This window comes from Nocardia cyriacigeorgica GUH-2 (assembly GCF_000284035.1).
GTDB lineage: Bacteria > Actinomycetota > Actinomycetes > Mycobacteriales > Mycobacteriaceae > Nocardia > Nocardia cyriacigeorgica_B.
This window is the reverse complement of sequence record NC_016887.1, coordinates 19,065-36,552: the sequence shown is the minus strand read 5'-3', so window position 1 is coordinate 36,552 and position 17,488 is coordinate 19,065. Positions and strand designations below refer to the sequence as shown.

Below are 17,488 nucleotides of genomic sequence, written 5' to 3'. Positions count from 1 at the left end.
ACTGGGAGACAGTATCACGGAGCCGGCCCGGATACGAAATCGCGGTCCACCCACCCCGGCGACCCGCGGGAACCCAGCGGGCGTTCCATCAGTTACAGCTATAGACGATCGCGGATATCATGCAGGGAACGTGCTCGTTGAACGACACGCCACGTCCGCGTGTCGTCGTTGCGCTCGAGGAGACATCTCACCGAAGGGAGGGCCGAGATGGGCATCGTTTCGAGATTCGAGCGTCGCCTGCAAGGCGCCGTCGGTGATGTGTTCGCCAGGGTCTTCGGTGGGAGCGTCGTGCCGCAGGAGGTGGAGGCCGCGTTGCAGCGCGAGGCGGCCGATCACGTCCAGGAACTCGGCGGCGGGCATCTGCTCGCACCCAACAGCTATGTGATCACGATCAACTCGTCGGACCATCAGCAGCTCGACGCCGATCACGATCTCACGACGCGCGCGTTCGCCAAGCATCTACAGGACTACATCCGCGAACAAGGGTGGCAGACCTACGGCGAAGTACACGTGGCGTTCGAGGCATCCCCTACGCTGCACACCGGACAGTTCAGGGCGAGCGGCCGGGTCGATCCCGACGTCGGCCGTGCGGCTCCCGCAGCTCGCAGCCCGGAACCCCCGCCACAACGACCCGCACACCCGCAACCAGGAGCTGGCCCCATGACGCAGAACTCTGGCTACGACCCGAGCCGTGAGCCCGCGGAGTCCGATCCACGCAACCGCGGGTACGCACCCCCGCCCGCGGGACGCGGGCCGCAGAATGGCGCGTACCCCGAGGACTACGGCTCGGGCGCGCCCTACGGCGCGGGCGCCGACTACCGCGCGCCGGAGTCGCAGGGCTACGGCGACTACCAGGGTGGCGATTACCAGAACGGCTATGACTACCAGCAGGGCGGTCAGGGCTACGGCCAGCAGGGCTACGCCGACTCCGGTTACGGCCAGCCCGAGCCCGGGTACGGTCAGGCCGGCTACGCCGACCAGGGCTATCAGCAGCAGGGTTACGCCGATCAGGGCTACGGCCAGCAAGGCGGCGGCTACCCCGACCAGGGCTACGGCCAGGGCGGTTACGCCGATCAGGGCTACGCACCGGCGGGCGGCGGCCAGCAAAGCGCGGGACAACCCGGCTACGGCGATCAGGCCTACGCCGACCCGGCCTACGGCGCCCAGCAGGGCTACGCGCCGCAGGGTGCCCAGCAGGGCTACGGCCAGGCCGGCTACGCCGATCAGGGCTACGCGGACCAGGGCTACGCCGATCAGGGCGGTTACGCCGACGACCAGAACTACGGCCAGGCGTACTCCCAGCAGCCCGGTTACGGCGCGCAGGGCGGCTACGCCGGCGGCGGGTACGGCGCGGGTGCCGCGGCGGGCTCCGGATATTCGGCAACCCTCCAGCTCGACGACGGCAGCGGCCGCACCTACCAGCTGCGTGAGGGAAGCAACATCATCGGCCGCGGCCAGGACGCGCACTTCCGGCTGCCCGACACCGGCGTCTCCCGCCGCCACATCGAGGTCCGCTGGGACGGTCAGACCGCGATGCTGTCGGATCTGGGCTCGACCAACGGCACCCTGGTCAACGGCTCCCCGGTCCAGGACTGGCAGCTGGCCGACGGTGATGTGATCCGCGCCGGGCATTCCGAGATCCTGATCCGCATCGTCTGATCCCGTAAGCTCGCGATGCAGGTCACGACATGACTGTCCGGAAATGGGCGGTCGTGGCGTGTCCGTATCGGCTGACGGCCCTATGATGTGCCCACACACGCGAGGCACCGCATACGGGGCCGGCAAGACCAGCACAGCGGTGGGGGTGGGTCGAACCACACCTACGGCACCGACACACGGTCGAACAGGAGGTGGAGCGCCGTGCAGGGACTGATTCTGCAGTTGACCCGTGCGGGCTTCCTGCTGCTGTTGTGGCTGTTCGTCTGGGCGGTGCTGCGAACCTTGCGCAGCGACATCTACGCGGCCTCCGGCATCCGGGTCCAGCCGAGGGCCGCTCGCGGTCCCGCGGTACTGCCGTCCCTGCGCCGAGGCCAGAAGGGCGCCAAATATCTTGTGGTGACTCAAGGTTCACTAGCCGGCACCCGCATCACGCTCGGCACCCAACCGGTGCTGATCGGCCGTGCGGACGATTCCACGCTGGTACTCACCGACGACTACGCTTCGACCAGACATGCGCGGCTGTCACAGCGTGGTGACGACTGGTACGTCGAGGATCTGGGCTCGACGAACGGCACCTATCTCGACCGCGCGAAGGTCACCACCGCTGTCCGTGTTCCGCTCGGCGCTCCCGTCCGGGTCGGCAAAACTGTGATCGAGCTCCGATCGTGACACTTGTTCTCCGCTACGCAGCGCGCAGCGACCGCGGTCTGGTCCGGGCCAACAACGAAGATTCCGTCTACGCGGGTGCCCGCCTGCTCGCCCTCGCCGACGGCATGGGCGGACACGCGGCGGGTGAAGTCGCCTCGCAGTTGATGATCGCCGCGCTGGCCCACCTCGACGACGACGAACCCGGCGACGATCTGCTCGGCAAACTCGACCGCGCCACCCGTGAGGGCAACGCGGCCATCGCCGACCAGGTGGAGGAAGAGCCCGAACTCGACGGCATGGGCACCACGCTCACCGCCATGCTGTTCGCAGGCAAGAAGCTCGGCCTGGTCCATATCGGCGACTCGCGCGCGTACATGCTGCGTGAGGGCGAGCTGACCCAGATCACCAGGGACGACACCTTCGTCCAGTCCCTGGTCGACGAAGGCCGGATCACCCCGGAACAGGCGCACACCCATCCGCAGCGTTCGCTGATCATGCGCGCGCTCACCGGTAACGAGATCGAGCCGACGCTGGTGATGCGCGAGGCGCGCGCGGGCGACCGGTATCTGCTGTGCTCGGACGGGCTTTCGGATGTGGTCAGCGATGAGACCATCGCCAACACCATGCGCGAAGGCAGCACCGACGAGTGCGCCGACCGGCTGATCGAGCTGGCGCTGCGCAGCGGCGGGCCCGACAACGTCACGGTGGTCGTCGCCGACGTCATCGATCTCGACTACGGCCAGTCGCATCCGATCGTCGCCGGTGCGGCGTCGGGCCAGGACGAGGACACTCCGCCGCCGAACACCGCCGCGGGCCGGGCCGCTGCCATGCGCCCGCCCCGTGCGGCGCCTCGCCGGGCCGCGTCCGCGCCGGAACCGCCGCCTGCCGCGAAATCGCATAAGCTGCGCTGGATTCTGCTCGCGGTCGCGCTGGTGGCCGCGGTCGGCGTCGGTCTGCTGGTCGGGTACAAGATGATCCGGTCCAACTACTACGTCGGCGCCGACAACGACCGCGTCGTGGTGATGCGCGGGCTGCCCGGCTCGATCCTCGGCTATTCGATCCACGAGGTCGACCTGGTCGGCTGTGTCGCCGCCGACGGCAAGCTGACGCTGGTCGCCGCCGATCAGGATCTGCCGAGCGACTGCCGGGAGCTGAAGGTCGAAGACCTGAAACAGACCGGCCGCGATCAGGTGGACAAGGGTCTGCCGCCGGGCTCGCTGGACAAGGCCAAGGACCAGATGCAGGTGCTGGCCGAGCGGGAACTGCTGCCGCCGTGCGACACCAAGAGCTCGGTGCCCCAGCCCGGTGTCGTCGCACCGCCGGTCGTGCCGCCGACGGGTCCGGCCCCGACGACCACCACCGCGCCGCCCCCGGCTCCGGCACCCAACGGTGAAGGCGCGCCACCGGCTTCGGTCACCCCGACGCCCGCGCCGCCGACCACCACGGCTCCGCCGACCCAGCCCCAGACCGCGGGGGAGAACTGCCGGGTGACGGACTGATGTCCGCACCGGCACCACCGTCCGCCGGGGCCTATCCGAGTCCCCCGGGCGGCTTCGCTCCCGCGCCTGCGCCGAGCACCAGACGCAACAACGAACTGTTGTTGCTCGGCTTCGCGGCAGTGGTCACCACCGCATCGCTGTTCCTGGTCGAGGCCAGCCAGGAGCAGTCGATCACCTGGGATATCGCCAAATACGGTCTGGCCTACCTCGCTCTGTTCGCGATCGCGCATCTGGCGATCCGCCGCTTCGCCCCGTTCGCCGACCCGCTGCTGCTGCCCATCGTGGCACTGCTCAATGGGCTCGGCCTGGTGCTGATCCATCGCCTCGATCTGGCCGATCAGCAGACCGCCGCCTACAACGACTGGCCGGTCCCCTCCCCCGACGCCACCCAGCAGATCCTGTGGACCGCGCTGGGCACGGTCGTGTTCATCACGCTGCTGATCGTGCTGCGCGATTACCGCACGCTGGCCCGCTACAGCTACACCCTCGGCCTGATCGGGCTGGTCGCGCTGGCGATTCCGGCGCTGCTGCCGAGCCGCTTCTCCGAAACCAACGGCGCCAAGATCTGGATCCGGCTGCCGGGTTTCAGCATGCAGCCCGGTGAGTTCGCCAAGATCCTGCTGATCATCTTCTTCGCCTCGGTGCTGGTGTCCAAGCGCGATCTGTTCACCGCCGCGGGCAAGCATTTCCTGGGCATGGAGTTCCCCCGGGCCCGCGATCTCGGCCCGATCCTCGCGGTCTGGATCATCTGCATCGGGGTGCTGGTCTTCGAGAAGGATCTGGGCACCTCGCTGCTGATCTTCGGCACCGTGCTGGTGATGCTCTACATCGCCACCGAACGGGTGGGCTGGCTGATCATCGGCGGTGGGCTGCTCGCGCTCGGGTTCGTCTTCGCCTACCAGCTGTTCGGGCATGTGCGGGTGCGCGTGGAGACCTGGCTGCATCCGTTCGACGACTACAACAACACCGGCTATCAGATCTCGCAGTCGCTGTTCGGCCTGGCCACCGGCGGGCTCGCGGGCACCGGGCTCGGCAGTGGACGGCCCTCGCAGGTGCCATTCGCCAAGACCGACTTCATCGTCACCACCATCGGTGAGGAACTGGGCCTGATCGGCCTGACCGCGGTGCTGATCCTGTTCCTGGTGTTCATCACCCGCGGGATGCGCACGGCGCTGGCGGTGCGCGACAGCTTCGGCAAGCTGCTGGCCGCCGGGTTGTCGTTCACCATCGCGGTGCAGTTGTTCGTGGTGGTCGGCGGTGTCACCAAGCTCATCCCGCTGACGGGTCTGACCACGCCGTTCATGTCCTATGGTGGTTCGTCGCTGCTGGCCAACTACGCACTGCTGGCCCTGCTGATCAAGATCTCCGACGCCGCGCGCGCACCCGCGCCGGTCCGCAAGAAGGACACCGCACCACCGCCGATCGCCGAGGCGCCCACCGAGATGATGCGGCGCGACCAGAACCGTCAGGAAGGGGGGCCGAGGTAGTGAACACTCCCCTACGCCGGGTCGCCGTCGCGGTGATGGTCATGGTCGTCGCACTGCTGGCCAACATCACCTACGTCCAGGTCATCAAGGCCGACGATCTGCGCGCCGATCCGCGCAACTCGCGGGTGCTGCTGGACGAGTACTCGCGCCAGCGCGGCCAGATCTCGGCCGGCGGCACCGTGCTGGCCAGCTCGGTCGCCACCGACGACCGCTACAAGTACCTGCGCACCTACCCGACCGCGCCGTCGGCGTTCGCGCCGGTGACGGGCTTCTACTCGATGCAGTACGGCAGCACCGGGCTCGAGCGGGCGGAGGATCCGGTGCTCAACGGCTCGGACAACCAGCTGTTCGGCAGCCGCATCGTCGATCTGTTCTCCGGACGCGATCCGCGCGGCGGCAATGTGGTCACCACCATCGACCCGGTCATGCAGCAGGTCGCCTACGACGAGCTGACCAGCAAGGGCTACACCGGCTCGGTGGTCGCGATCGAGCCGAGCACCGGCAAGATTCTCACGATGGTGTCCACCCCGAGCTACGACCCGAACCTGCTGTCCGGCCACGACGGCGCGCAGGGCACCAAGGCCTGGGAGCAGCTCAGCTCGGACCCGAATCAGCCGATGCTCAACCGCGCCGTCTCGCAGACCTATCCGCCCGGCTCCACCTTCAAGGTGATCGTCACCGCGGCCGCCCTGTCCAACGGCGTGGCCACCCCGGAGAGCCAGTTCACCGCCGCGCCCAACATCACCCTGCCCGGCACCAGCACCACGCTGGAGAACTACAACGGCACCACCTGCGGCCCCGGCCCGACCGCCTCGCTCTACGACGCGTTCCGGATGTCGTGCAACACCGCGTTCGTCGAGCTGGGTGTCGACGTCGGTGCCTCGAATCTGAAGGACGAGGCCGCCGCCTTCGGTATCGGCCCGCACCGCGGGGTGCCGATCCCGGTCGCCGAGAGCACCGTCGGGCCGATCCCCGACGACGCCGCCCTCGGCCAGACCAGCATCGGCCAGCGCGATGTGGCGCTGACCCCGCTCAACAACGCGGTCATCGCCGCGACCATCGCCAACGGCGGGGTGCGGATGGAGCCGTACCTGGTCGACCAGCTGCAAGGGCCGGACCTGAGCGTGCTGTCGGAAACCACACCGGTGTCGGTCGGGCAGGCCGTGAGCGCCCAGGTAGCGTCAACGCTGACCAACCTGATGGTCGCCTCCGAACAGAACACCGCCGGCGGTGGCCGGACGCCGTATCAGATCGCGTCCAAGACCGGGACGGCCGAACACGGCTCGGACCCGCGCAACACGCCACCACACGCCTGGTACATCGCCTTCGCGCCCGCGCAGAACCCGAAGATCGCCATCGCGGTCATCGTGGAGAACGGCGGCGACCGGGCGCTGGCGGCAACGGGTGGGTCGGTCGCCGCGCCGGTAGCCCGCGCGGTACTGGACGCGGGTCTGCAAGGGCGCTGAACGAGATGGATGTGCGAGTGAATCTGCGGGGAAACCGATGCTGAACAACGGTGCGATGATCGCGGACCGGTACCGGCTGCACCGGCTGATCGCCACCGGCGGGATGGGCCAGGTGTGGGAGGCCCTCGACACCCGTCTCGACCGGCGGGTGGCGGTCAAGGTGCTCAAGTCCGAGTTCTCGGCCGATCCCACCTTCCGGCACCGGTTCCGCACCGAGGCCAAGACCACCGCGCAGCTCAACCACTCGGGCATCGCGGGCATCTACGACTACGGCGAGACCGTCGACCCGCAGGGCGGGGAGGTGGCCTACCTGGTCATGGAGCTGGTGCAGGGTGAACCGCTCAATACTGTACTGAACCGGCTTGGCCGGTTGTCGGTGGCGCAGGGCCTGGACATGCTGGAGCAGACCGGCCGCGCGTTGCAGGTGGCCCATGCCGCCGGCGTGGTGCACCGCGATGTGAAGCCGGGCAACATCCTGGTTACCCCGGCCGGGCAGGTCAAGATCACCGACTTCGGCATCGCCAAGGCGGTCGACGCCTCACCGGTCACCAAGACCGGCATGGTGATGGGCACCGCGCAGTACATCGCGCCGGAACAGGCCGTCGGCGAGGACGCCACCGCCTCCAGCGACGTCTACTCCCTCGGCATCGTCGGCTATGAGGCGCTGGCCGGGCAGCGGCCGTTCAGCGGTGACGGCGCGATCACCGTCGCGATGAAGCATGTGCGCGAGACGCCGCCGCCGATGCCCGCGGATCTGCCGCCCAACGTGCGCGAACTGATCGAGATCACCATCGGCAAGGACCCGGCCCAGCGCTACGCCGACGGCGGAGAGTTCGCCGACGCCGTCGCCGCCGTGCGGGCCGGGCGCAGGCCACCGCCGCCGCGCGGGATGGGCGCCGGACCCGTGCCCACCGGCGCCACCCGGGTGCTGCCGCCAGGCCCGACCGTCGTGCTGCCCTCGGCGCAGCCCGCTTACGACAACGGCGCGACGGTGCGGTATCCGACCGCGGCCGCGACCGGTGCCGCCACTCCGACCACGGTCGGCGCCGCCCCCACCTCGGGGCACGCGCCGATGCCACCCGACGACCACAAACGCGGCCTGACCTCCACCCAGAAGTGGATGGCCGGACTCGGCGTCGGCGCCGTGGTACTCGGCGGCCTGGTGATCTGGCTGCTGTTCGGTGGCGATACCAATCCCGATCCGAACCGGCCGATCGAGTCGAGCACGGTCGCCCCGCATACCCCCAAGCCGCTGCCGCCGCCGGTCACCACGACCGTGCGGCCGGTGCCGCCCCCGGTGACCACCACCGAGGAGCCCACCACCACGCAGCCGCCGACCACTACCACCGAACCGCCGACGTCGACGACCACCGAGACCACCACGGAACCATCGACGACCGAGCCGACCACGACCGTCCAGCGCACCACGACACAGCCGACCACCACCGGTAGGCGGGTGCCGACCGTCGACATACCATTGCCCGAGATTCCCGGTGCCCGGCGTCCTGTCGTCACCGACAGCAGCACGCCGGCTACTTCTCAGCAAGGACTGCCATGACGACCCCGAAGAATCTCTCCTCCCGGTACGAGCTGGGCGAGATCATCGGGTTCGGCGGGATGTCGGAGGTCCACAAGGCACGCGACCTGCGACTGAGCCGGGATGTGGCGATCAAGGTGCTGCGCGCCGATCTGGCCCGCGACCCCACGTTCTATCTGCGCTTCAAACGGGAGGCGCAGAACGCGGCCGCGTTGAACCATCCGGCCATCGTCGCGGTCTACGACACCGGCGAGGCCGAGGTCGACGGCGGCCCGCTGCCCTACATCGTGATGGAGTACGTCGACGGCGAGACGCTGCGCGACATCGTGCGCGGTAAGGGCCCGCTGCCGCCGCGCCGGGCGATGGAGATCATCGCCGACGTCTGCGCCGCACTGGATTTCAGCCACAAGGCCGGCATCGTGCACCGCGATATGAAGCCGGCCAACATCATGATCAACCGGTCCGGCGCGGTGAAGGTGATGGACTTCGGCATCGCCCGCGCCATCGCCGACGCCGCCAACCCGATGACGCAGACCGCCGCCGTCATCGGTACCGCGCAATACCTCTCGCCGGAACAGGCGCGCGGCGAATCGGTCGACGCGCGCTCGGATGTGTACTCGGTGGGCTGTGTGCTCTTCGAGATCCTCACCGGCGAACCGCCTTTCACCGGCGACTCACCGGTGGCGGTGGCCTACCAGCACGTGCGCGAGGATCCGCGGCTGCCCTCGCACGTGCACGACGGGGTGCCACGCGAACTGGATTCGGTGGTGCTCAAGGCGATGAGCAAGAACCCCGCCAACCGGTACCAGACCGCCGCCGAGATGCGCGCGGACCTGATCCGGGTGCTCGGCGGGCAGAAGCCCAGCGCGCCGATGGTGATGACCGACGAGGACCGCACCACCATCCTCGGCTCCGAGGAACCGGCGCCGCGGTCCTTCCACACCGTCGACAACCACGACCGCTCCGCCTACCGCGGCAACGACGACACCGGTGAGCAGGATCCGGTCGACTCACCCAGCCCGCGCCGCACCGCCTATCTGACGTTGGGCGCGGTGGCCGCGGTGATCGTCGCGATCGCCCTGTTCTGGGTACTGATCGGGCCGGGCAGCAAGCCCGACCAGGTGGCGGTGCCGGACCTGTCGAACAGTTCGGTGCAGGAGGCCGAGCGCAAGCTCGAGGACCTCGGTTTCCACGTCGCCATCCAGGAGAAACCCGACGCCAGGGTCGCACCGGGCAACGTCATCGCCACCCAGCCGCTCGGCGGTTCCCGGGTCGACGAGGGCAGCACCATCACCCTGCACGTCTCCACCGGACCGGCGCAGGTGCAGGTTCCCCGGCTGACCGGGCTGACCCAGCAGCAGGCCGAACAGAAGCTCAATGCCATCGGCTTGCGCCTGGATCCCCAGGTCGACAAGGAGGCCTCCAGCACCGCCGAGCTGGACAAGGTGATCGGCCAGAACCCGGCCGAGGGCGCCAGCGTCGAGGTGGATCGGGCCGTCAAGGTCACCATCGGCAGCGGGCCCGAGCAGGTCCGGGTGCCCGATGTGGTGGGCCAGGACATCGATGTCGCCCGGCCGAATCTCGCCGACGGTGCCGGTTTCAAGGTCGTCGTCCAGGAGGTCGCCTCGTCGCGGCCCAAGGGCGAGGTCATCGCGACCAGCCCGGCCGGCGGCTCCAACGCCGAAAAGGGCTCCACCGTCACGGTGCAGGTCTCCCTCGGCGCCGAGTTCACCATGCCCAGCCTGGTCGGGTTGAACGCCTCGCAGGCCATCGACCGGCTGCGCCAGGCCGGCTGGACCGGCTCGACCACCCAGATCGTGCAGAACACCCAGGTCACGCTGGATTCGGCGAATGTCGGCAAGGTGCTCAACCAGCAGCCGGCGGCCGGCTCCTCGGTCGGGCGCAACAGCTCGGTCGTCATCTACACCGGAGTGCTGCCGCTCGGCCCGCCGTGATCGGCCCGCTCGCCGGACCGGCCGCGAATCCCGGGTTGCCGGGATGCCGATTCACCGAACCGGTCGGTCCGTGCGGTGCGACAATTGATGGGCTCCATCCCGATCAGCTCAGCTGAATCCATGAGGAGGTAGCCCAGATGACCACTGCCAGGGACATCATGAAGCCCGGCGCTCAGTGGATTTCCCGAGATCAAACGGTCGCCCAGGCGGCCCGCGTGATGGCCGAACTCGGTGTCGGTTCGCTCGTCATCGCCGACGAGAACGAACGGATGTGCGGCATCATCACCGACCGCGACATCGTGGTGAAGTGCATCGCCCAGGGTCTGTCCCCGTCGGGCACCCGCGCGGCCGAACTCTGCGAAGCGACCCCGCGCTGGATCTCCGCCGACGCCGACGTCGACGAAGTGCTCGACGAAATGGAGACCCACCAGGTCAAACGCATGCCGGTGATCGAGAACAAGCGCCTGATCGGCATGATCAGCGAGGCCGATCTGGCCAGACATCTCGATGACAATCAGCTCGGCGAGTTCGTCACCGCCGTCTACGGCAGGCCGTGACGCACCGATCCGGTCAGGACAGGTCGAGGTGGCGGTTCATCGACATCGCCGCCTCGGCCAGTTCCGGTAGTTCGACCACCTCGACGCCGTGCTGCCGCAGCCGTTCCACCCCGACACAGTCGGTGACGAAGGTCGACGGTTCCCGCCAGGCGATCACGACCCGGGGAATCCCGGCCCGCAGGATTCGCTCGGTGCACGGCAGCCGCGTCGCGGTGGCGCGTTCCGAACACGGTTCGAGGGTGCTGTAAACGGTGGCATCCGCCAACCGGGGATCGTCCGCGGCCAGTTTGTCCAGCGCGGATTCTTCCGCGTGCACCTTGGGATCGGTTTCGCGCGAATAGCCGGAGCTGATCTCGACGCCGCCGGCCACGATCACCGCACCCACCGAGAAGGCCGACTCGCTGCGCGGGGCGAGGCGGGCGAGGGTGATCGCCCGCAGCATCCAGTTGTGGTCGGTCGATGGGGCAGTCACTGTGGCCTCCTCGGTCCGGGCTCAGCCGGTCATGGTCTTGGGCAGATAGCGCAGAACCGCGACGTCACCGGCCCGGTCCACCTCGGCCAAGTGCATCCGCCGCCGCGAACCCCCGGGGTAGTCGGCCGGGTCGAGCACCCGCGGTGCGGCAGTGTCACCGACGAGCAGCGGCGCGACGGCCAGCACCAGCTCATCGGCGAGATCGGCGGCGAGGAAGCCGGTGAGCATGCGGGTGCCGCCCTCGACCATCAGCCGTTCGATCCCGCGTTCGCCGAGATCGTCGAGCAAGCGACCGAGCTCGATTTCTGCACCGAGGGCGACGACCTCGGCGGTGTCACCCAGTCGATCGCCGAGCCGGACCGCGCCGTCGGTGGTCGTGTAGACGAGCTTGTCCCCACCGTGATGCCAGAACCGCAGCGCCGGATCGAGGTCACCGCTCGCGGTCACGGTCACCTTGAGCGGGTACTCGGGTTTGCCGACGGCCAGCCGCTGGGCGCGGCGGGCGTCGTCGTTGACCAGCAACCGGGGGTTGTCGCTGCGCAGGGTCTGGGCGCCGACCAGGATGGCGTCGGATTCGGCGCGGATTCGGTCGACCCGGTCGAAATCCTCGGCACCCGACAGCAGCAACCGCTGTTGGCTCGCGTCGTCGATATAACCGTCGACGCTCATGGCCACCGACAGCAGCACGTACGGCCGGCTCATGTGATCGCCAGCGCCGCGACCTCCGCCTCCAGCATCTCCACCAGGCCCTCGGCGGGCCGTTCGCCGCACACCTCGAGCCAGTTGGCCAGCATCCGGTGCCCGCCCTGGGTGAGCACCGATTCCGGATGGAACTGCACGCCGTGGATGGGCAGCTCATGATGGCGCATGGCCATCACGATGCCGCTTTCGGTGCGGCCGAGCACCTCGATCTCCTCGGGCAGCGTGTCTTCGAGGACGGTGAGCGAGTGATAGCGGGTGGCGGTGAACGGATCGGGCAGCCCGGCCAGCACACCGGCCCCGATGTGGAAGACCTCGCTGGTCTTACCGTGCAGCAGCTCCGGCGCCCGGGTGACGGTGGCGCCGAAGGCCGCGCCGATGGACTGATGGCCCAGGCACACCCCGAGCAACGGGGTGCGTTGCCGGGCGGCGGCGTGGACCAGCTCGATGCTGGCGCCCGCACGGTCCGGGGTGCCCGGCCCTGGGCTGATGAGGATGCCGTCGAATTCGGCGGCCACCGCGTCCAGATCGGCCAGGCGCTGGTCGTCGTTGCGCCAGACTTCGGCCTCGGCACCCAGTTGACCCAGGTACTGGACCAGGTTGTAGACGAAGCTGTCGTAATTGTCGACGACCAGAACGCGCATGGTTCGAGATTACGTGGCCGACCCACAGGCCGCCGCATCCATTACCAGTTGGGATAGCCTAGAGGGAACCGGAGGGACGCCGGTATTGCCCTGTTCGCCGAATTCGAGGACGTCATGCCCAAGTCCAAGGTCCGTAAGAAGACCGACTACTCCAGCTCCCCCGCCAGCCGGACCCCGGTGAAGGTGAAGGCCGTCGGACCGTCGCCGGTCTGGTACGTCGCCATCATGCTCGGGTTCATGCTCGCAGGCCTGGTGTGGCTGCTTGTGTACTACCTCGCCGGCGACCAGATCAGCTGGATGCGCGACCTCGACGCGTGGAACTTCCTGATCGGCTTCGGCCTGATGGTGATCGGCCTGATCATGACCATGAGGTGGCGCTGAGCCTGGTTTCCGGTGGCCGTATTACAGACGTGTCATTCATACACACCTGTGGATGAACCTGTGGACAACTCGAGGACATCGTGAATCCTGAGGCGCGCCTTTCGTGGACCACCCCGCTGTCCGCGCTGGTCGCGGCGACCGCAGGCGGCGTCATCCTTGCCGTGGTCGCCGTGCTGAACACCGATCCACCCGGCCGGTTGCTCATCGGCCTGGCCGCGGTGTTGTTGCTGGGACTGGCCGGGCTCGGGTTCCGGCAGCGTCCGCGACTGTCGGTGATTCCGGGCGCGGATCCACGGCTGGTGGTGCGCTCGCTGACCGGCCCCACTGAATACCGTCCGGACCAGATTCTGCGGGCCCGCATCGTCTACTACCGCCGCCTCGGCCGCCGGATGCCGATGCTGGAGATCGAACTCATCCACAACGACGCCGAGCGGCTGCTCATCTTCGGGCGCTGGGATGTGGGCACCCATCCCGAAGATGTCTACGACGTGCTGGTCGAGCAGCTGCGGTTGAGCGGGGACGTCACCCGGCCCTGAGCGTTGCCGCCACGTTCACCGTTCCACTTCGTGCAGCGTGGTGGTTTCGCGTGAAACATTCCGCCTCGGCATAGTCTGCGCACCGCCTCACGGCAGCAGCGTCGCCGCCGTCACCCCGATCACCGCGAGCGAGGCCACCGCCACCACCCCCACCGCGGACCAGCCGATGAGCTGCGCGGACTTGGTGGAACCGGCCTTCAACCACGCAGGCAGGAACAGAATCCCGAGGGTGGCCAGCGTGCCAGCGGCGAGGCCGCCGAGATGGCCGAACAGCGAGATGCCGGGCAGCGAGAAGCTGATGAAGACGTTGATGCCGATGATGATGAACATGTTGGTGGCGTTCTGCCGCAACCGGATCAATATCACCGTGATGGCGCCGAACAGGCCGTAGACCGCGCCGGACGCACCCGCGGTGAGGCTGTCCTGGGAGAACACCATGACCGCGGCCGAACCGCCGAGCAGCGAGACCAGGTAGACCGCGAGATAGCGCGAGCGGCCGAGGACCAGCTCGATATCGCGGCCGACCACATACAGCGCGAACATGTTGAGCAGCAGATGGATCGGCCCGTAGTGCAGGAAACCGGAGCCGATCACCCGCACCCAATCGCCGTCGGCCACCGCGGGCGGGAACATCACCCAGCGCAGGAACAGCGAGGAGCCGTTGTAGTTGTCGACCAGGCTGCGCGCCTGCGCGGCGGTGACGGCGAAGACCGCGACGTTCACCGCGATCAACGCGTAGGTGACATACGGAATCCGCACCCGCGAGGCCGCCGCCGTCGATACCGTCCGCACCTGGGGTGCGTTGCGCTGATCGGCGCGCAGGCAGTCCACACAGTGCTGGCCGACCGAGGCCGGTCGTAAGCATTCCGGGCAGGCGGGGCGACCGCACCGGGTGCAGGCCAGACCGGTCACCCGATCGGGGTGCCGGACACACGTCGTCGCGGGAGGTTGGGGGTTCATCGGCTCATTCGAATCGTGCCGGCGGCGCCGACGCGGTCATGGTCACCCGACCATCGTGCCATGACTCCTTCGGCAGTGCCCTGACCTGGGGTTCGGTGCGCGGGCCGCGGGTCTGTGTCAGAGTTGATCCATGAGCTCGAGGTCCCTGCACCTGTCTTCGCGTTCCCGTAATCGGCTTCTGACCGCTGCCGCCGTCGCGGCCGCGGGCGGTGCCGCCTGGCTGGCCCGCGCCAAGCGCCCGCTGCCGCCGGAACCGGCCCCGGCCCCGCCGCGGATCGGCTACTCCCGCAACGGGTCCGCGCCGGCCCCCGAGGCGGGAACCGGCGCGGAATCGCAGGGCTGAGGCTCAGCGGCTGACGCTGCGCTTGTACCGCCACAGGGTCAGCGGGACGAAGACCGCCAGGATCACCACCACCCAGATCAGGGTCGTCGCGACCGGATGCTGCATCGGCCAGGTATCCGGCGGCGGTGCCACCGGCGAGGTGTTGCCGAACAATTCGCGGATCGCCTGCGTGACCGCCGAGACCGGGTTCCATTCGGCGAACACCCGCAGCACCGTCGGCAGTTCCTCGATCGGCACGAAGGTGTTGGCCAGGAAGGTGAGCGGGAAGATCACCATGAAGCTGGCGTTGTTGAACACCTCCGGCGCCCGCACGATCAACCCGACGAAGGCCATGATCCAGGAGATCGCGTAGGCGAACAGCAGCAGCAACACGTAGGCCAGCACCGCGTCCAGCAGCGAGCCACGGATCCGCCAGCCGACGATCAGGCCGGTCAGCGACATGACCACCAGGCTCACCACATTGATGACGACGTCACTGATGGTGCGCCCGATGAGCACCGCGACCGGCTCCATCGGCAGCGACCGGAATCGGTCGATGATGCCCTTCTGCATGTCCTCCACCAGGCTCAGCCCGGTGAAGGTCGCGCCGAACACACAGGTCTGGGCGAAGATGCCGGCGATGAGGAATTCGCGGTAGCCGCCCTCGAGTCCGGGCACCTTGATCGCCGTGCCGAAGATGTAGGCGAACAGCAGCACGAACATGATCGGCGAGAGCGTGCTGAAGATCAGCACATCGGGCACGCGCTTGATCTTGATGACGTTGCGCTTGGTGATGGTGATGGTGTCGGAGAATACGGTCGAGAGCCGTTCGCCCAGACCGGGGCCGTGATCGGGCACGACCGTCGTGGTGCTGACCGCGGTCATCGGGTCTTTCCTTCCGTAGCTTCCAGCGCACCGAGACCCTCGGCCGCGTCGTCGGCGTTGATCGTTTCCTCGGCCTCGTGTCCGGTGAGGGTGAGGAAGACGTCGTCCAGCGACGGCCGGCGCAGGCCGACGTCGTGGATCTTCACGCTGTGGTCGTTGAGCTTGCCGACGGCCTCGACCAGCGCCTGCGAACCGTTGCTGACCGGCACGATGATGCGGCGCAGACCCGGTTCCAGATGGATCTCGCCATCGGCCAGGCCCGCCAGCGCCTGCTGGGCGACGGCCAGATTGTCCACATGGTCGACGGTGAGTTCGATGCGGTCGCCACCCACCATGGTCTTCAACTCGTCGGCGGTGCCCTTGGCGATGACCTTGCCGCGGTCGATCACCGCGATGGAATCGGCGAGGCGGTCGGCCTCCTCCATGTACTGCGTGGTGAGCAGCAGGGTGGTGCCGCCGGCCACGAGTTCCTCGATCACGTCCCACAGGTCCAGCCGGGCCCGCGGGTCGAGGCCGGTGGTCGGCTCGTCGAGGAACAGCACCGGTGGCGCCGCGACCAGCGCGCCGGCCAAGTCCAGGCGCCGGCGCATACCGCCGGAGTAGCCCTTGACCGGGCGATCGGCGGCATCGGTGAGCCGGAACCGGTCGAGCAACTCGCGCGCGCGTTCCTTACTGCGCTGCACGCCCATGTGGTACAGGCGTCCCACCATTTCCAGGTTCTCGAAGCCGGTGAGGTACTCGTCGACCGCCGCGTACTGCCCCGACGCACCGATCCGGCGGCGCAGTGCCCGCGGATCACGCAGCACATCGATGCCCGCGACGGTGGCACGGCCGCCGTCGGGGATCAACAGCGTGGTCAGGACCCGCACGGTGGTGGTTTTCCCGGCGCCGTTCGGACCGAGCAGAGCGGTGACAGTGCCCTCGGGCACGGTCAGATCGAGTCCATCGAGGGCGACCTGCGGGCCGTATCGTTTGACGAGACCCTCGGCGACTATTGCGTCACCCATGATTCTCCTGAAGCTCGTAGAGCTCGATGACATGCGGTGTCGGCGGCCGGCTTCCTCGGCGACCTGCTGATAGGACGGCCCGCGGGCCGGAAATTAATCGCCGGGGCCGATAACGGCACGGATCGCTGCTATCGGACGATCGACCAGGCCTGATGTGAGTATTGCGCCTCGCCGAGCCGATTTCATCCGATTTGTCCGGCCGTCCGGTTAACGCTGGGCAACGAAAAACGGCCGCACCTCGATCCGGGCGGTGCTCGGGGGTTCCGGATCGGGGTGCGACCGGTTCCATGATGCGGGGCGCAGTGGCCGGCGGTCGCGGGTATCGCACTACTCGAATATCCGCGGGGCGGTACTCGTCCGGGTCCGCGAGCATCGCACGCCGGTGTTGCCGGGCGCGCAAATGCACCGCAGCGGCCGGGGTGTGCGGGGCGATGTCGTCCACGCGCGGAATGCTGCCACGGGGGTACGACACATTCGCGATACCGAGGCGGCAGCGACGGATTCCGCCGCACTCGAAGGCATCGACACGCGGTCTTTCGCGTCACCCGCGGCCGCTACAGCGACCGGTCGGCATGTTTTCCCGATCGCGGCGGACCGCCTGGCCACGTGCGTATACAGCCCGGTAAAACCGTGCGGGCCTGCGGTTTTGGCAACCTTGGAGCCATCGGCGCGCGGTTCCCGGACCGTGTTCGGTGTCCGATTCACCAACCCCGGGATCCGAACCCTGTGAATAACCCCGAAAAAACTTCGAAACCGACTGTCCTCATACACACA

Annotated in this window: 17 protein-coding genes; 11 read left to right on the top strand and 6 right to left on the bottom strand. The window is 68.3% G+C overall.

Features of this window, described 5'->3' with window-relative positions; genetic code table 11:
- Window positions 1-207: 207 nt before the first annotated feature.
- The 8 genes from NOCYR_RS00155 (at window position 208) to NOCYR_RS00120 (ending at window position 10,808) form a co-directional block, all read left to right on the top strand.
- Window positions 208-1,659, top strand: coding sequence for a DUF3662 and FHA domain-containing protein (locus NOCYR_RS00155; protein ID WP_014348332.1), 1,452 nt, complete (start codon window positions 208-210; stop codon window positions 1,657-1,659).
- Window positions 1,660-1,860: 201 nt separating this feature from the next.
- Window positions 1,861-2,328, top strand: coding sequence for an FHA domain-containing protein FhaB/FipA (locus NOCYR_RS00150; protein ID WP_014348331.1), 468 nt, complete (start codon window positions 1,861-1,863; stop codon window positions 2,326-2,328).
- Window positions 2,325-3,806 (top strand): PP2C family protein-serine/threonine phosphatase, encoded by a 1,482-nt coding sequence (locus NOCYR_RS00145; RefSeq protein WP_014348330.1) that lies wholly within the window; start codon window positions 2,325-2,327, stop codon window positions 3,804-3,806. The genes NOCYR_RS00150 and NOCYR_RS00145 overlap by 4 nt, the downstream gene beginning before the upstream one ends.
- Window positions 3,806-5,293 (top strand): FtsW/RodA/SpoVE family cell cycle protein, encoded by a 1,488-nt coding sequence (locus NOCYR_RS00140; protein WP_014348329.1) that lies wholly within the window; start codon window positions 3,806-3,808, stop codon window positions 5,291-5,293. Before NOCYR_RS00145 ends, NOCYR_RS00140 begins: the two co-directional genes overlap by 1 nt.
- Window positions 5,293-6,759 carry a peptidoglycan D,D-transpeptidase FtsI family protein gene (locus NOCYR_RS00135; protein ID WP_014348328.1) on the top strand — a complete coding sequence of 489 codons (1,467 nt, stop codon included), beginning with the start codon at window positions 5,293-5,295 and terminating at the stop codon, window positions 6,757-6,759. Before NOCYR_RS00140 ends, NOCYR_RS00135 begins: the two co-directional genes overlap by 1 nt.
- A 37-nt stretch (window positions 6,760-6,796) precedes the next feature.
- Window positions 6,797-8,317 (top strand): protein kinase domain-containing protein, encoded by a 1,521-nt coding sequence (locus tag NOCYR_RS00130; RefSeq protein ID WP_014348327.1) that lies wholly within the window; start codon window positions 6,797-6,799, stop codon window positions 8,315-8,317.
- Window positions 8,314-10,251 (top strand): Stk1 family PASTA domain-containing Ser/Thr kinase, encoded by a 1,938-nt coding sequence (gene pknB, locus NOCYR_RS00125; protein ID WP_014348326.1) that lies wholly within the window; start codon window positions 8,314-8,316, stop codon window positions 10,249-10,251. The genes NOCYR_RS00130 and pknB overlap by 4 nt, the downstream gene beginning before the upstream one ends.
- Before the next feature lie 137 nt (window positions 10,252-10,388).
- A complete protein-coding gene (locus NOCYR_RS00120) occupies window positions 10,389-10,808 on the top strand; it encodes a CBS domain-containing protein (protein ID WP_014348325.1) in 420 nt (139 codons plus the stop codon).
- 13 nt (window positions 10,809-10,821) lie between these two features.
- Here NOCYR_RS00120 and NOCYR_RS00115 read toward each other — a convergent pair whose 3' ends face one another.
- From NOCYR_RS00115 to NOCYR_RS00105, 3 genes are read right to left on the bottom strand one after another with little or no spacing between them, the layout of a single operon-like run.
- Window positions 10,822-11,280, bottom strand: a complete 459-nt coding sequence (locus NOCYR_RS00115) for a deaminase (RefSeq protein WP_014348324.1) — start codon at window positions 11,278-11,280, stop codon at window positions 10,822-10,824.
- A gap of 21 nt (window positions 11,281-11,301) precedes the next feature.
- On the bottom strand, window positions 11,302-11,982 hold the full coding sequence (locus NOCYR_RS00110) for a RibD family protein (protein ID WP_014348323.1): 681 nt from the start codon (window positions 11,980-11,982) through the stop codon (window positions 11,302-11,304).
- Entirely contained in the window at window positions 11,979-12,623 is a 645-nt protein-coding gene (locus NOCYR_RS00105; RefSeq protein WP_014348322.1) for an aminodeoxychorismate/anthranilate synthase component II, read from the bottom strand. The genes NOCYR_RS00110 and NOCYR_RS00105 overlap by 4 nt, the downstream gene beginning before the upstream one ends.
- A gap of 114 nt (window positions 12,624-12,737) precedes the next feature.
- On the opposite strand from NOCYR_RS00105, the gene crgA reads away from it, so the two are divergent.
- Together crgA and NOCYR_RS00095 are read left to right on the top strand one after the other, a co-directional pair.
- Window positions 12,738-13,004 carry a cell division protein CrgA gene (gene crgA / locus NOCYR_RS00100; RefSeq protein WP_014348321.1) on the top strand — a complete coding sequence of 89 codons (267 nt, stop codon included), beginning with the start codon at window positions 12,738-12,740 and terminating at the stop codon, window positions 13,002-13,004.
- Between the two features lie 80 nt (window positions 13,005-13,084).
- On the top strand, window positions 13,085-13,540 hold the full coding sequence (locus tag NOCYR_RS00095; RefSeq protein WP_014348320.1) for a PH domain-containing protein: 456 nt from the start codon (window positions 13,085-13,087) through the stop codon (window positions 13,538-13,540).
- Between the two features lie 87 nt (window positions 13,541-13,627).
- Here the strand turns inward: NOCYR_RS00095 and NOCYR_RS00090 are convergent, their stop codons facing one another.
- On the bottom strand, window positions 13,628-14,500 hold the full coding sequence (locus tag NOCYR_RS00090; protein ID WP_048832457.1) for a rhomboid family intramembrane serine protease: 873 nt from the start codon (window positions 14,498-14,500) through the stop codon (window positions 13,628-13,630).
- A 130-nt stretch (window positions 14,501-14,630) separates the two neighbouring features.
- Here NOCYR_RS00090 and NOCYR_RS00085 point away from each other — a divergent pair, with 130 nt between their 5' ends.
- Entirely contained in the window at window positions 14,631-14,843 is a 213-nt protein-coding gene (locus NOCYR_RS00085) for a hypothetical protein (protein ID WP_014348318.1), read from the top strand.
- 3 nt (window positions 14,844-14,846) lie between these two features.
- Here NOCYR_RS00085 and NOCYR_RS00080 read toward each other — a convergent pair whose 3' ends face one another.
- Entirely contained in the window at window positions 14,847-15,707 is an 861-nt protein-coding gene (locus NOCYR_RS00080; RefSeq protein WP_014348317.1) for an ABC transporter permease, read from the bottom strand.
- Window positions 15,704-16,714, bottom strand: a complete 1,011-nt coding sequence (locus tag NOCYR_RS00075) for an ATP-binding cassette domain-containing protein (protein ID WP_014348316.1) — start codon at window positions 16,712-16,714, stop codon at window positions 15,704-15,706. Before NOCYR_RS00075 ends, NOCYR_RS00080 begins: the two co-directional genes overlap by 4 nt.
- Window positions 16,715-17,488: the final 774 nt, after the last annotated feature.